The sequence below is a fragment of the Acetobacter aceti NBRC 14818 genome (genome assembly GCF_000193495.2).
Classification (GTDB): Bacteria; Pseudomonadota; Alphaproteobacteria; order Acetobacterales; family Acetobacteraceae; genus Acetobacter; species Acetobacter aceti.
Genome location: NZ_AP023410.1, coordinates 377,987 through 392,310, shown reverse-complemented (window position 1 = coordinate 392,310; position 14,324 = coordinate 377,987). Strand labels below are relative to the sequence as shown.

11 protein-coding genes, 1 tRNA gene and 1 pseudogene are annotated in these 14,324 nt (G+C 55.6%); 5 read left to right on the top strand and 8 right to left on the bottom strand.

The features are described from left to right. Positions 1–124: 124 nt before the first annotated feature. The 4 genes from EMQ_RS01805 (at position 125) to EMQ_RS01790 (ending at position 5,827) form a co-directional block, all read left to right on the top strand. On the top strand, positions 125–2,404 hold the full coding sequence (locus EMQ_RS01805) for an LPS-assembly protein LptD (protein WP_231368020.1): 2,280 nt from the start codon (positions 125–127) through the stop codon (positions 2,402–2,404). Between the two features lie 99 nt (positions 2,405–2,503). After that, the gene (locus EMQ_RS01800) at positions 2,504–3,934 is read left to right on the top strand and encodes a peptidylprolyl isomerase (RefSeq protein ID WP_010666992.1); all 1,431 of its coding nucleotides are present in this window, start codon (positions 2,504–2,506) and stop codon (positions 3,932–3,934) included. 3 nt (positions 3,935–3,937) lie between these two features. Beyond that, positions 3,938–4,783 (top strand): 16S rRNA (adenine(1518)-N(6)/adenine(1519)-N(6))-dimethyltransferase RsmA, encoded by an 846-nt coding sequence (gene rsmA, locus EMQ_RS01795; protein WP_010666991.1) that lies wholly within the window; start codon positions 3,938–3,940, stop codon positions 4,781–4,783. A gap of 75 nt (positions 4,784–4,858) precedes the next feature. Beyond that, on the top strand, positions 4,859–5,827 hold the full coding sequence (locus EMQ_RS01790) for a D-2-hydroxyacid dehydrogenase (RefSeq protein WP_018308556.1): 969 nt from the start codon (positions 4,859–4,861) through the stop codon (positions 5,825–5,827). Between the two features lie 47 nt (positions 5,828–5,874). On the opposite strand, the pseudogene EMQ_RS01785 reads toward EMQ_RS01790, so the two are convergent. The 3 genes and pseudogenes from EMQ_RS01785 to EMQ_RS01775 all read right to left on the bottom strand — a co-directional run. After that, positions 5,875–6,165: pseudogene (locus EMQ_RS01785) on the bottom strand (ferritin-like domain-containing protein); the annotation flags it as partial. 191 nt (positions 6,166–6,356) lie between these two features. Then, positions 6,357–7,283 (bottom strand): RlmE family RNA methyltransferase, encoded by a 927-nt coding sequence (locus tag EMQ_RS01780; protein WP_018308557.1) that lies wholly within the window; start codon positions 7,281–7,283, stop codon positions 6,357–6,359. Then, on the bottom strand, positions 7,222–8,520 hold the full coding sequence (locus EMQ_RS01775) for a Ppx/GppA phosphatase family protein (RefSeq protein ID WP_018308558.1): 1,299 nt from the start codon (positions 8,518–8,520) through the stop codon (positions 7,222–7,224). The genes EMQ_RS01780 and EMQ_RS01775 overlap by 62 nt, the downstream gene beginning before the upstream one ends. A gap of 190 nt (positions 8,521–8,710) precedes the next feature. Here EMQ_RS01775 and EMQ_RS01770 point away from each other — a divergent pair. Continuing rightward, a tRNA-Gln gene (locus tag EMQ_RS01770) sits at positions 8,711–8,784 on the top strand. Between the two features lie 488 nt (positions 8,785–9,272). Here EMQ_RS01770 and EMQ_RS01765 read toward each other — a convergent pair. The 5 genes from EMQ_RS01765 to EMQ_RS01745 form a co-directional block, all read right to left on the bottom strand. Next, complete coding sequence (locus tag EMQ_RS01765; protein WP_018308559.1) at positions 9,273–10,610, bottom strand: cytochrome-c peroxidase; 1,338 nt, start codon at positions 10,608–10,610, stop codon at positions 9,273–9,275. After that, on the bottom strand, positions 10,603–12,495 hold the full coding sequence (locus tag EMQ_RS01760) for a phospholipase C (protein WP_010667112.1): 1,893 nt from the start codon (positions 12,493–12,495) through the stop codon (positions 10,603–10,605). The genes EMQ_RS01765 and EMQ_RS01760 overlap by 8 nt, the downstream gene beginning before the upstream one ends. Before the next feature lie 148 nt (positions 12,496–12,643). Beyond that, complete coding sequence (locus EMQ_RS01755) at positions 12,644–13,201, bottom strand: hypothetical protein (RefSeq protein WP_132012068.1); 558 nt, start codon at positions 13,199–13,201, stop codon at positions 12,644–12,646. 136 nt (positions 13,202–13,337) lie between these two features. Further along, positions 13,338–13,925, bottom strand: a complete 588-nt coding sequence (locus tag EMQ_RS01750) for a prepilin-type N-terminal cleavage/methylation domain-containing protein (RefSeq protein ID WP_010668325.1) — start codon at positions 13,923–13,925, stop codon at positions 13,338–13,340. Further along, entirely contained in the window at positions 13,922–14,320 is a 399-nt protein-coding gene (locus EMQ_RS01745; RefSeq protein WP_231368022.1) for a type II secretion system protein, read from the bottom strand. The genes EMQ_RS01750 and EMQ_RS01745 overlap by 4 nt, the downstream gene beginning before the upstream one ends. Between the last annotated feature and the right edge of the window lie 4 nt (positions 14,321–14,324).

The following is a 14,324-nucleotide window of genomic DNA, read 5'->3' as shown; positions in this document are numbered from 1 at the left end:
CGCACCTCGTTCCGAGAGACAGCTTTCGCGTCGTTTGCGGCGCCTGAGGGCTGCCCTTATGCGGCGGTCGGGAAGAACCAGTCAGCGCTGTGACACGGTTCATATCGGGCAACGTTTTCTGTGGATGAGCCTCAGCCTCGGGTCAGCCGCAGCTGCCTGCGGACTGTTCGGGCACAAGGCCCACGCGCAGTTCACACCAACCCCCATGCATTTCAATCCGGGCAGCAGCAATTCCGCGTCCAAGAATGAGCCCGCCACCTTTCAGGCGGATCATGTCAGTTACGATGATCATGCTGGCGTCGTGACATGGACGGGCAATGTGCAGGTCTGGCAGGCCGATCACATCCTGCGGGCCGACAAGATCACCTATGACCGCAACACGGGAATCATTGCCGCCAGCGGCAATGTCGCCTCCAGCCAGCCTGATGGGTCCGTCCTGTATTCCCACTATGCGGAACTGAGCGGCGACATGCGGGACGGCATCATGACGCATGTGAATGCGACCATGGTGGACAATGCCAAGCTGGCGGCCAACGGCATGCGGCGCACAGGCGGCAAGGTCAATGACCTGACCCGGGCCGTCTACACGGCCTGTGAAATCTGCGCGAAAGATCCGACACGTGCGCCATTCTGGCAGTTGCGCTCCTATAGCGCGACACAGGATCTCCAGCACCAGAACATCGATTTCCGTGACACCTATATGGATATCTACGGGATCCCGGTTTTCTACCTTCCCTATTTCTCCATGACCGATCCATCAGCCAAACGTCACAGTGGCTTCCTGATTCCCGGCATCACACCGCATGACCGCTATCTGGGCACCTATTTCACCATCCCCTATTACTGGGTAATCGATGACTCCTCTGACCTGACGGTGAAGGGGCTCTTTTCAACCAAGACAGGTCCCCAGATCAGCGCCCTGTACCGCAAGGCATTCAATTTCGGCTCCCTGCGAATCATGGGAGGTCTTGCTGATGACACACGCAGATCCAGTGGTTACACAAACGGCTTCGGTGAATCTGTCGGCGCCGAGAACGACCACGGCGTGCAGGGCTATATCTTCGGGCGTGGCATGTTCACGCTCACCCCCACATGGCGCGCCGGTTTCGATGGGCGTATCGCAACAAGCGCCAACTATATGCGTGACTACCGTGTGCCAGGCTACGGTGGCGACACCCTCAATTCCATGGCTTATCTTGAAGGCTTTGGCACGGGAGCCTACTCGAAGCTCGACGCCCAGTTCTATCAGGGCCTGAACCGGGGTGTCATTCGTAACAACGAACTGCCGTTCGTGCTGCCGCATTACGAATACAGTCTTGTCAATCAGCCCGATATCCTTGGTGGACGGCTGTCAGTCAACAGCAACGACTTTTATGTCTATCGTACTCAGGGCACACGGGATCAGCGCGGAGAGGTTCAGATAAACTGGGATCGTCCGTTCCGCAGCAGCTGGGGACAGAAGTTCCTCGTCACGGCGCGGCTGGACAGCATGCTTTATCATGCCTCCCAGCTCTATCAGCAGCCGAACTACTATAAATACATGAAGAGCACGACAGCCGGTCAGGTTGTGCCGACACTCGCAGTCAAGATGAACTGGCCGTTTGTCCGTCAGTTCATGAAGGGTCACGGCAGCCAGATTCTGGAACCGATCGTTCAGGCAATCTACGCTCCCAATCAGGGTGGAGGCGTGGACCGTCGTCTGCCCAATGAAGACAGTCTGAGTTACGAATTTACGGATTCAACACTCTTCGCCCTGAACCGCTATCAGGGAACCGACCGGATCGACGGCGGGTTGCGTGCCAATGTCGGCGTCCACGGCAACTGGACGTGGAACGGGCATGTGGTGGATGTGCTGGTTGGTGAAAGCTTCCAGGAGCATGTTCAGCACGATCGCCTGCCCTATTCCGGTCTTAATCATCATCTGTCCGATGTGGTGGGCCGGGCGCGCATCGATCCGATCAGTCACCTCAGCGTTACAGGACGGGCACGGGTTGATCCTTACACCGGACGCGTTAATTTTGCCGATGCGCTCTTCAACGTCAGCATACCTTATGTCAGTCTTTTCGGTGGATATGTCCGGGAACCGGTCACACCATACTATTATTATGTGAACGACTTCCGGAATGGCGGCTCGCCGCCATCACTCTATTATGCGCCCATAAACGAGCTGAGCGGCGGCGCTTCCGCAACCTGGCGAAACTGGCACGGCTCGTTTTTTGTACGGCGTGCGCTGTCGCGTCACAAATTCTCCTCTGTCGGCGGCAATATCGGCTACATGAACGACTGCTTCGGGCTCGATCTGATGTATCTGAAACAATACACAAAAATTGGCGGTCAGCAGCGCTATTCAACCGTGCTGTTCACGCTGACACTCAAGACGATCGGTGCCTTCGGCATCAAATAAATCATGAACCTTCTACGGGATCGTTCGGGTCCACTTCAAAAATTCATGCGATTGGATAACAATGACTTCTCCAATCGATCAGGTGAGAGACCAAGCTGTATGCGACTGAGCCTTTCCGTGACAGGTTCCGCCCTGGCCCTCGTAGTCGCGCTGGGTTCCGTCTCCAGTCTGATAATCGGACAGCCTGTTCACGCAGCGAACCTGCGGCATCATCATCAGCCACAGACAACGCAGGATGATGTGGATACTGCTGCTCCCGCTCAGGAAGAGACCAGCACGGCCAAGGACTCTGATGCGACGCAGCTGGAGCCTCTGGGCAACAAGCAGGACACCATCATCGCCGTCATCAACGGCCAGCCGCTGACACAGCGCGACGTTGATAATCGCGGGCGTCTGTTCGTGCTGTCCACCGGCCTGCCGCTGAGCGAAGACATCATGCAGCGTCTGCGTCCACAGATCGTGCGCCAGCTGATCGACGAGCGTCTGCGCACGCAGGAAATCCTTTCCCGCCACATCAATGTGTCGCCCGAGCAGATTGCCGAGGCCATCTCCAACATTGAGCGGCGCAACGGCATGGAGCCCAACACGCTCCGCAACCGACTGGCGCAGGACGGGGTCTCCCTGACGACGCTGATCGACCAGATCCGTGTACAGATCGGCTGGATGCAGGTTCTTCGTCAGGAGCTTGGCGCCAAGGCCCGCATGACCTCGCTTGAAATCGCCCAGCGACAGGAAGCGCTGAGCAGGCAGCAGGGTCGCCCGGAATATCTCATTAGCGAAATCTTTGTGCCTGTCGCCGACCCGCGACACAGCGAAAATGAGCTGAAATTCACCGAGACCATCATTCAGGAACTGCGTCGTGGAGCCCCTTTCCCGATTGTCGCGGCGCAGTTCTCGCAGGCGCAGAGTGCGCTTGACGGCGGATCGCTGGGATGGGTTCAGGAAGACAGCCTTGACCCGGAAGTGGTGACGATGGTGCGTCAGATGCCGGAAGACGCGATTTCAAATCCCATCAAGGTCGCCGGTGGCTATGTCATCGCAACGGTTCTGGGGAAACGGATTATAGGGCATCAGCTGGGAACACTGCTTGACGCCCGACAGGCGTTCCTGCCGTTCTCGACTCCGCTTAATCCACAGGCCCCCACAGAGCAGCAGCGGCAGACGCTGGAAAAAGCTGTGCGTCTTACTCAGAGCGTGCATTCCTGTGACGAACTTGCTGCTGCCAACAAACAGTTTGGCGAGGTCCGCCCGACCAATCCGGGCGAACTCCAGCTTGAACGGCTCAACCCCCAGATGCAGCAGATTCTCTCGGGTCTACCGATTGGCAAACCCACGCGACCACTGGTCTCTCAGGAAGGTATCGACATCCTGATGGTCTGCGGCAAGAAGACCAAGAACTTCGCGGATCGTTCACCGAGTGAAATCGCGGATCAGCTTCTGAACGAGCGCGTCGAACAGACGGCCCGCCAGCTTGATCGTGATCTGCACCGCCGGGCCGTCATCGATATGCGCGTGGCGACGGCGCCCTGATCAGTGGCAAATCTCTCTTCCCGGGAGCCTCTGGCTTCCGTCATCAACCGCCACAATCTTGCGGCCCGTCACTCGCTGGGCCAGCACTTCCTGCTTGACCCCGGCATCACCGAGCGGATTGTCGAACTGTCCGGCCCCCTTCAGGGCCGCCATGTTGTAGAAGTAGGCCCCGGTCCGGGTGGCCTGACACGGGCGCTGCTGGACAGTCCGGCTGCTTCCATCGCTGCCGTTGAAGTCGATTCCCGCGCAATCGGCGTTATCGAAGAACTGGTTGCGGAAGCCCCGGATCGGTTGAAACTCGTTCAGGCCGACGCTACGTCGCTGGATCTCACGACGCTTTGCCCGGCTCCTCGCCGGATTGTGGCGAACCTTCCCTACAATGTCGCCACCCCTCTTCTGATTGGCTGGCTGCGACAGGCGGCCCAGTGGGAGCGACTGACGCTGATGTTCCAGCTTGAAGTCGCCGAACGGATCTGCGCGGAACCGGGAAGCGAGCATTATGGACGACTGGGGGTCATCTCCCAGTGGTGCGCGACCTGTTCACAGGTCATGCGCCTCCCACCCGGCGCTTTTTCACCGCCCCCGAAAGTCTGGTCCTCTGTCGTGGAAATTACCCCGCATGACGAGCAGCCATCTCCCGAACTGTTCCGGGCCATGGAAAGTGTGACGGCAGCGGCTTTTGGTCAGCGGCGCAAGATGCTGCGCGGCTCGCTCAAAGGAATAGGTGGAGAACGCCTTCTACAGGCTGCCGGGATTGATGGCGCCCGCCGTGCGGAAACGCTGAATATCGCTGAATTCGATCGTCTTGCGCGCTACTTTCTGGAAACAGCACCGTCAGGGAAACGCTGATCGCAACAACGTCTGTTGCATTTTACCAGATGACGGAGAGATGCTTATCGCCAGTATCATGGCGGGAGAAAGCCTGTGTCTTTCTGGTTCAATAAAAAACCGAAAATCGTCATTGCCCATTCATCGTTCGACATCAAATCACTGGTGGATGAATGGGCTGAGCCAACTGACTGTGTCTGGGCAAAAAACAAGACAGAACTCGTCCCGGCACTGACCGAGGCGGACATTCTTGTGACGATGACGCTGTGGGAGCCCCGTTTTCTGGCTCTTGCACCACAATTGAAGCTTCTCCAGACCATGACGTCTGGCGTCGAGCAGTATGATACGGAAGCATTTCGAGCACGCGGCGTTCATCTGGCGAGTGCGCGGGGTGTGAACGCCAACGCCGTTGCTGAACACGCCATTGCCCTGATGTTCAGTCATGCCCGTAGATTGTGGGAGGCGCGGGATGACCAGCGTCAATCCTTCTGGCGCAAGCTTGCACGAGATCGGAGCGAGCGGCGTCATGAAATAGCCGGAACCCATGTGGTGATTGTCGGATTTGGAGCCATTGGCGCAAGACTGGCAACTATGTGCCTTGCACTGGGTCAGACCGTCACTGTTGTCCGAAAGAATGTGACTGCTGATTCAGGATTGGCCATCACCACCGTCAGTGACGATCAGCTTCCACAGGCTGTTGAAAAGGCGGATTACGTGATCCTCGCCTGCCCTGCGACACCGGAAACCCGAGGACTGGTGAACGGTAACCTGCTCAAGCGCATGAAGCCTACAGCCTGCCTGATCAATGTCGCTCGCGGTTCAGTTATTGTGGAAACTGATCTGATCGCAGCTCTGCGGAAAGGACAGATTGGCATGGCCGCTCTGGACACGTTCGAGCAGGAACCTCTCCCCGAAACATCGCCGCTCTGGTCCATGCCCAATGTTCTGATCACACCACATTGCGCTGGCGATACTGTGGCTTATGAAAGCCGAGTAGCTGACATTCTGCATGAAAATGTCAGACGACTGGTGGAAGGAAAACCCCTCATCAACCAGATTGTCTGACGAAAAAAGGCTTTGCTCCACTTTCAGGAGCAAAGCCTGCAAGGGTCTCAATCCTTGAGGAACGGAGTGCCTTCGTGAGCTACAAGGAAGTCGTGCATGTCAGTCGCATGCTCTTCTTCCTGAGCCAGAATCTTTTCCAGCATGATCCGTGTCGTCGGATCCTTGTCTCCGAAATAGCGGACCAGTTCACGGTAGTGCTCAACTGCGATCCGCTCAGCGATGAGGTTCTGCTTGATCATGTCAACCAGCTTATCCGGCTTGCCATATTCGGCATTGGAACGCGTGGCCAGTCCGGCAGGGTTCATGTCGGGGATACCGCCAAGCTGGTCAATCCGATCGTCTTCTCCGCGTCGCCTTCATAGGCTGGCGTCACAGTCCGATCGCCAATCGGTTTCTTTGCACAGGCAGCAATGTCTCGATAATGGTGAGAAACGTGTTCTCTATTTTTGAGCGTTTGCTGTTGCCATGATCTTCATTCCTCCTTCTGTTCTGTCCCAACGGGGCGAAAGAGGAATGGTTTCAAATTATGTCAGCGCCGCTCGTTCTGCTCGGCTCTGACTTCCGCCAGCCGTGCCGAGCGAAATCCTGTCGCCACGACGTATAACTCGCTGGAATCCTTACGGCTCGCAGGCGGTTTGACGTGACGTACGGAAGCGAAAAGTTTTTTCATCGGCTCAAGCATCTGCTTCTCTGAACCGCCCTGAAAAACCTTGGCGATAAAGCCGCCACCTTCCGCGAGAACATCGAACGCAAAGTCCAGCGCCCCTTCCGCAAGACCGATGATCCGCATGTGATCCGTCGGAGCATGCCCCGTCGTATTTGGAGCCATATCGGACAGAACGAGGTCGGCCTTCCCACCGAGCATCTCGATCAGACGATCAGGAAGTTCCGGGTCAGTGAAATCACCTTCAATGATTTCCGCACCGGCAACAGGATCGACTGGCAGCAGATCCACACCGATCACATGCGAAGCGCCGCGTTTCACCGCAACCTGTGTCCAGCCGCCCGGAGCCGCACCAAGATCCACCACGCGCTGACCCGGCTTGATCAGATGAAAACGGTCGTCAATTTCAATCAGCTTGAATGCTGCGCGGGACCGCCATCCCTGCTTATGGGCAGCGGCCACATAGGGATCATTGAGCTGACGGGCCAGCCAGCGCTGCTGCGCCGTTGTTTTCTTTCGGGTGTTCTTCAGGGTTACGGTTTTGGAGCGAACCGAACGGGCAGCCAGACTGTCAGATTCGTTGTTCTTGCCGCCGGGAGTGGCCGTCACCCTGATGGCGCGACGGCCCGGCACACGCGTTGCCTGAGCGGAAGCAGGCTTGCTGGGGCCTGATGGTGGAGTTTTCGATGTCACGTCTGACTGTACTTTGCTGGTTGGATCGACTGAAACCTCAGTCAGGTGTGGCCTGACGCCCATCGGAGCGCGGAACATGCGGCCAAGTTCGGCCAGCATGCAGGCCGTTTTTCTCCTCGCGCATCATACGCAGAAGCAACCCGTCTCGCAGCCCCCGGTCCGCCACCACGACACTGCTGGACCAAAGCGACAGAAACGCCTCGAAAATAGCACAGCCGGGCATGACATAGGTGGCCCGTTCTGAGCCGATGCAGGGATGCACCCGCATCCCGTCCATCCCCATGCGATGGAGACGGCCAATGGCGCGTCTGGCACTGTCCGGCTGCAGGCGATAACCGTCTACTGCCTGACGGATATAACGGGGCAGATCGAGATCGAGACTGGCCAGCGTCGTAACTGTGCCGCTCGTTCCCACAACCCGCACACGGTCCTCTGCGATATAGCGGCAGATCTGATGTGTCTCTTCGAATGCTTCCAGACTTTCCCTGACCATCTCAACCATCGCCCGATAGGTGCCCGGTCGCCGATGAGGAAACTGTTCAGCAAGCGTGATGACGCCAATCGGCAGGCTGATATAGCCTGCGAGCGTATGTTTCCGGGTGGCCTGATCCAGCTGCATCCATGCGATTTCTGTCGACCCGCCGCCAACATCCAGCAGAAGCCCCCAGTCCTGCTCGGATTGAGGTTCTCTCGCGGGAGTTACCGGGCGTTTCCACACAGGGTCGAAAAGAAGAGCTGAGCAACTCTCGACAGCCAGTTCAGCTTCTTCCTTGCCGGAAATAATCTCGAATTCGAAACCGGTTTCCTGCCGGATCCGTTCGACAAAAGCCAGACCATTACGCGCACGGCGGCAGGCTTCCGTCGCTACAGCCCGCAGACGGATCGGACGATGACGTCCGAGCCTGCCCACGCATGTATGCAGCGCCTCAAGAGTGCGGTTCATGGCGGCGGCATTCAATTCACCCGTCCGCTGCAACCCTTCTCCGAGACGAACAATACGACTGTAGCTGTCGAGCACACGAAAGCCACCTTCCGTACGGGAGGCAACCATGAGGCGGCAATTGTTGGTCCCCAGATCCAGAGCAGCGCAGGAGCCACCCTGCCCCCAACCTTCAGAGCGTTCTCGTGCGCTCTTCCCTTCTTTTATCAGCGGAGACGGCAGCGCAACGACCGGCGAGGCTGTCTCGACAAGCGGGTTCGGCAAGCTTCCAGCCGAGCGGGCACTGACAGAAACACCTGTGGTTCTGTCGGGTGTGGGTGAGGCAGGAAAAAGTGGCGCTGGAGAAAGAGTATCGAGCGCCTTCTGGCTTCGGAGCCAGGCGCCTGTCAGGTCCATCGTCTGGTTCCTTTTTGTGATAAAGGTTGATGCAAATTTAAGACACTATTTCAGCAAACACGCCGCTCCGGCAAGCAAAAATTTTTCGTACTCTATAAAATCGAGAAAAGGGGTTGTGCCACAAAAAATGCGGTGCTATTAGCCCGCTCACACCGACGGAACGCGGTTCACACCAAGTTCTGATCCCTGCTGGGGGATAGTTTAGCGGTAGAACTACCGGCTCTGACCCGGTCAGCCCTGGTTCGAATCCAGGTCCCCCAGCCAAATAAAAATCTCTTCAAAATTCAAAATATGATTATCCGGCAATACTTTCTGTCTTTTGACTGAAAAGTCGTCTGATATGTATCGCCATGTCTGCCCTGACACTTGGGAAACAGCTGCTTCTTCGAACGAAGTTGGTCTCAAGTTTTTTTGCGGACGAGGCCGGTAAATCTGCCTGCCTATCAAGAGCGTCGAAGAAAAAGAAATCAGACGCCTGTTTCGCCAACATGAACTCCACCCATTCGAAGGAGAATTTATTTCTCTTTTGTCATAAAGCTGAATGTTACTTCTGTGGATCGCGGCTGTGTCGAAGCAATATTTTACACGATGGTAACCTGAACCAGTTTCTCGCATTGGTGCGATGCTCCCGATCCATAAATCCGGCAATAGACATGATCCGTCAAAAACCGAACACGGGTCGATGAGCTACAACCCATCGACCCGTGTTCGGGAATTATTATTTTCGAAAAATGACACAGCTTAGAGAAGGTCTATCTGTCCGTTAAAGTTTTCAGGAATGCAATGATCGCGACACGTTCATCCTCGGTCATTGCTGGTTTTTCACCGGCCTTACGATCAAATGGCGCATCCAGTGTATCGAGGTTCTGACGATATTTATCTGGAATATCGTTATATTTCTGAACCTTTTTATTTTTTCCTACTGGATAAAACTTCGAAGGCTCCAGATCACGCAAGGCATAGAAATCCAGAACATCCTCAAGGGAATGGAAGACTCCATTGTGAAAAAACACATGACGCGTTGCTGAGTTTCGTAAAGTCGGTGTCGCAAACATGCCGCAATACAGACTGAGTGACGTTCGACCATCCGGCTGACGATCGCACACGCCCAGATCAAAATAGGCAGGATCATGATTCATCGCGATCTGCATGTTTCTTGGGGCACCTAGCGCTTCATACTGATGATCAGTGAAGACTGGTGGCAGACGGTTTCCAGACACCGTATCGACGTGGCAGGCAGCACAATTCCCTTTTTGCGGGTCATTGAACGCCAGATAGCCAGCGCGTTCAATCGGCGTGAAGTTCTCCTTGCCTTCAAGCCATCCATCAAACTTGCTGTTATATCGGTGAAAGGCTGGATCTTCGATCTGGTACCGAGCGAGAGCAAACATCGCTTCGGCCAGAAGAAACTCAGGAGACGCCTGGCCTGCAATACCAGCCAACTGCTTGAGATCGGCTGTATAGGGTGCGCTGCTAATGCGTTCGATCACCTTTTGCGGTGAAGAAGCCATCTCGGCAGGATCATAAAGAGGACCAAGCACCTGCTGTTGCAGGGTGTCAGCACGCCCATCCCAGAAAAGACCGCCCTGCGGCACAAGGTTTCCAGCAGATGCAGCGTTATTGGTGGCACTTTTACCACCACGTTCAGCACCACCTACATTGGCGACGATAGCGGGAGCTGCCTCGCTGGTCGGATCATCCAGACCAATACTGAAATTTGGACGTCGTTCAGAATAGGTCAGCGTTGGAACCGCCCGCCTACCCTGCTTGTTCAGTTGCATTCCACCGGAAAAAACCGGGGAATTTCCTGAAGGCGCATAATGGTTTGTCGGCTCATGACATGAAGCGCAGGAAAGCTTCCCTGAACCGGAAAGAAGCGGATCATTAAATATCTGCTTCCCGATCAAGGCCATTTGCGAAAGCGGCTGCATCTTGGGCTTCAGCAGCTCTACGGGACATGGATTGCTGCCGTCCGGCGCAGGCAGGCAGGAACCTGTCCCGGACTGCGCCAGGACAGGTGTTGCCCACAAAAGTGTAAGCAAACTGATGCAGCCCAGAACGGGCTGCATCGAACGCGAGAGATTAGACATACTGGGACAGGAACGACCAGATTGCAGCCAGAAGGCCTGAAAGACCGCTATTTGAAGAGCTCTGGTTGGAGGAAGAGTTGTTGCTGCTTCCACCGAACGGAGAGTCATCACTATGAGACGATGAACCGTTGTGACCATTGCCCGAGATCTGTCCCGAACGGATGTCACCGGTATCCGGATCAAGAATCAGCTGATCCGTGTTCGAACGGCGGTTGAAGTCGAACAGATCGTCGATCTTGCCCGCGGTGGCGTCGAATGATCCCTGCCCAAGACGCTTACCGCCCAGCCAGTTATCTTCGATAAAGCGAACAATGGAAGCCTGCGTCACGAGAGTGTGGCTGACATAGTTGCTTTTCGCGTAGGGAGAAATCGCAATCAGAGGAACACGCGTTCCCGGTCCGCAACGACCGTTGACAGCCTTGCCTTCAACACCTTTCGGCGCCGTGCCCGAACCGCAGACGCCTGCACCGTTCAGCTGGTCAGCCGAGGAGTCAAACGAACCATGTGTCGGCGCAACATAAGCGTGATCATACCAGCCGTCTGAGTCGTCATAAGCGATCAGGATAGCTGTATCTTTCCATTCCGGCAGCTTCTGCAGGAGGTTGACCACATCGACCACACCAACCTGCTCATCAAGCGGATCGGAATATCCGGCGTGACCGTCCTGATAGGCCGGCAGTTTGACGAAAGAAACGGCCGGAAGATTGCCCTCTTTGGCAGTCTTGTAGAAGTCCTTCAGATCGTATTCGTGGTTAGCCGGATCCTTCTTGGAAGTTCCCGGAATATAGGTGTAACCGATCGACTTGACGGAGTGCGGACGGGCGTGTGTCGGGTTGGACGTGCTCTCGTAATACTGGAACCAGTTATGATGCGGGATGTAATCCGCAACATTTTCCGACACGATGGTGGAGTAGGTCGTCCGCTTACAGCCGGTCGATCCGTCCGTGTTGCTCAGAGTCAGGTCGAAACCACCCATGAAGCCGCCCCAGGTGATGCCACGCTCATTGAGCAGGTCACCGATGTTGCGGCCCGTCATCATGCCCTGATTGGTCGTGGATGAGCAGGCGTCATAACCCGGATCGATGTCATTGATCATCGTCCAGCCGCCCTGACCGTCAGAGATATAGGCGGAAGATTTCTCTTTTGTGGAAGGGCTCTGCGTGGTCGCAATCAGCTTCAGGCCGTTGGTCTGGCCGGAGACGACTTCAAGCGCACCCGGTGTCGACGGACCGTAGGTGTCGGTGAAAGCGTTATCGCTCATGGAGAAGCGCTGAGCATAGCGCCAGTAAGCGGTGACGGTGTTGCCGTCGTAATAACCCAGAACCTGACCTTTGGTGCCGAACGCGCCAACGCCGCCGGACGAACCGGAACCGGTATAGAGCGGGAACAGATCCATGGCGCCGTTGTTATAGGCCATCTGCTCGGCCGTATAAGCATGATTCTGATCGGCCGTGCTGGCCTGTGTGCGATCCAGACGGAAAGGAAGCGCCGCACCAGTGCCATTGGCTGTATTGGTATTTGGGTTCTGCTGCAGCAGGTTGCTGGTCTGCAGGTTGTTCACCGCAGGCGTACCGCGTTGCGCACGGAAGCTCGGCTCACCGGTCGGGTTGGTCGCCTTGGGGTATGTTGCGAAATAGTGATCGAAGGAGACGTTCTCCTGATAGATCACAACAAGATGCTTGATAGGGGTTCTTGTCTGGGACGTATTCCCGAAAGAGCTGGACTGCTGCTGACCGCCAGACCAGATGTTCCAGTCACTTGCGTGGCCGGACACGGGGGAAAAGACAGACAGAGACAGCAGAGTTGAGAGTGCAAGCCGCGTGCGCTTTACAAACACGTCACGGAACCTTTCTTTTCGCACGGTATGACCGGTTATCGAAGACATCTGGCTCACCTGAATACCACTCCGATCAACCGGCCCCGGCTGGGGTGGTGGAAACAGGGCGTTAAGTAAATGAAAGAATTTTCATGTAGTGTTATCATTTTGTGAAAGACACTCGTCTGAAACAAATTGCAGTATTTCAAAGCAGGATTCACCACGTCAGGTGCGAATCAGGACTGTCCGCACTCATGACGTGCGCCGTTGTCCCCTTAACTTTTTCAGGAACAAGAGGCACTGCACGTTTTGAAAACATGATTGAAATCCTCTTTGTTTTCTCACCCTGAGCAAGATTGACCCCGGCAGGATCAATGGACGCAATCGTCCAGTCATTCACCTTTTCATTCCCGGTCAGAACGACACTTTTACCCTCACCCTTGTCTGGTTTGAAAATTGCTTTCCACATACCGGCATGTCCTGAAATGCCGACAAGGTGGAACTCACCATTTTCCTCATGAGCAACGCCTTTGTGGCGTCGATCCGGCTCAAAAAGAGGACGATCCAGAATTTTATTGACGTCTTCGCTGATTTCTCCGGAATCTGAGGGTGCCGATGTAGGGGTGTCGGTCTCGACAGCCTGTTGTGCAAAAACTGGCCAACACATCAACCAGGCCAGAGCAACACCTCCAGCTACCCTCATAGACAGACGTGATCTGACCGTCACAACAGAACCTTTTTCAAAGAGAACAGAAGGAGATGTTAAACTCTGCAAACTGACCTGTGCTGCTCAGGCTGACTGGAATTGCTCCGTCCCAACTGTTTCTGCCCCATAACGGCGTGCCGAAAGAAACAACAATGAATAAATGATGACCGTTTCGTGGCGTCCCAAGAACGCTGCCCTTCCCGCCTCAACGCGCCTCTGCGCCACTGAGCAACGGGCGAATCATCATCGTTGGCCAACTTCTTCCAGCAGTCAGGAAGTGCACCTGAACCCTGACTAATAGGGGCAAATACGGACTGTTCCAGTTCGATTGCCAGACATGTCGTCCCCCTTGCAAACCATAATAGGAAAAATCGATCGCGCTTATACCGCGAGCCAGAATTTCTTCGTGTAACGCCTCTGGCTGCTCAGGACAGTTTGCCCGTCGGTAGGGCTGCCAGCGCACAACAAGTTCGTGGTGCGCATCTACCCCAAAGGCCGCCTCGACCTCTTTTTCATAGCCGTTTTTTTCCGGAAGCCACGCTATGACACGCAAACGGTCGCCCTGCCCGGAAAACCTGCCTGCTCCGCCATTGTCCGGAATATCGGCCCGCTCAATCAATCGCCGCAACGCATCCTCAATCCCCTGCCCGGCCATCTCGTCATCATGACGATGCTCGGCCATGGACCATCCATGCGTGCCCACACCAATCCCTTCCCACAAGGCGACCGACAGCAGACCGAAGACCACCGTCACAACAAGAATTTCGAGAAGCGTAAAGCCGTCGTCCTTCATTCCTGCACCGATGGACGCACTGCCCTGCTTGTCAGAGTGACAGATCGCCCGGTTCCATCCTGATGAATCTGTACGGAAATCGAAAACAACCCGATCCTGTCACCACCATCCTTGGTGGGGGCATCCGCAATCTGGCGAATTTCGACATTCGAATGATAATGCCCTTCCAGATCGTAGCTTTGTGAGCCCGGACGCATGGAAAGAGTGGACAGCACACCCGCAAGTTGAGATCTGGCCAGCGAGGTCGCATAAAGATCCCGCTGGGCGCGACTGCCACTCGCCAGCCCTGCCTCCAGCGATCCGAGCATCGCCGCCAAGGCAAAGCCGGAAATCATCAGGGCAATGATGACTTCCAGCAGTGTGAAGCCCTTTTCCTCCCGTTTCGACAAAGCCATCAGA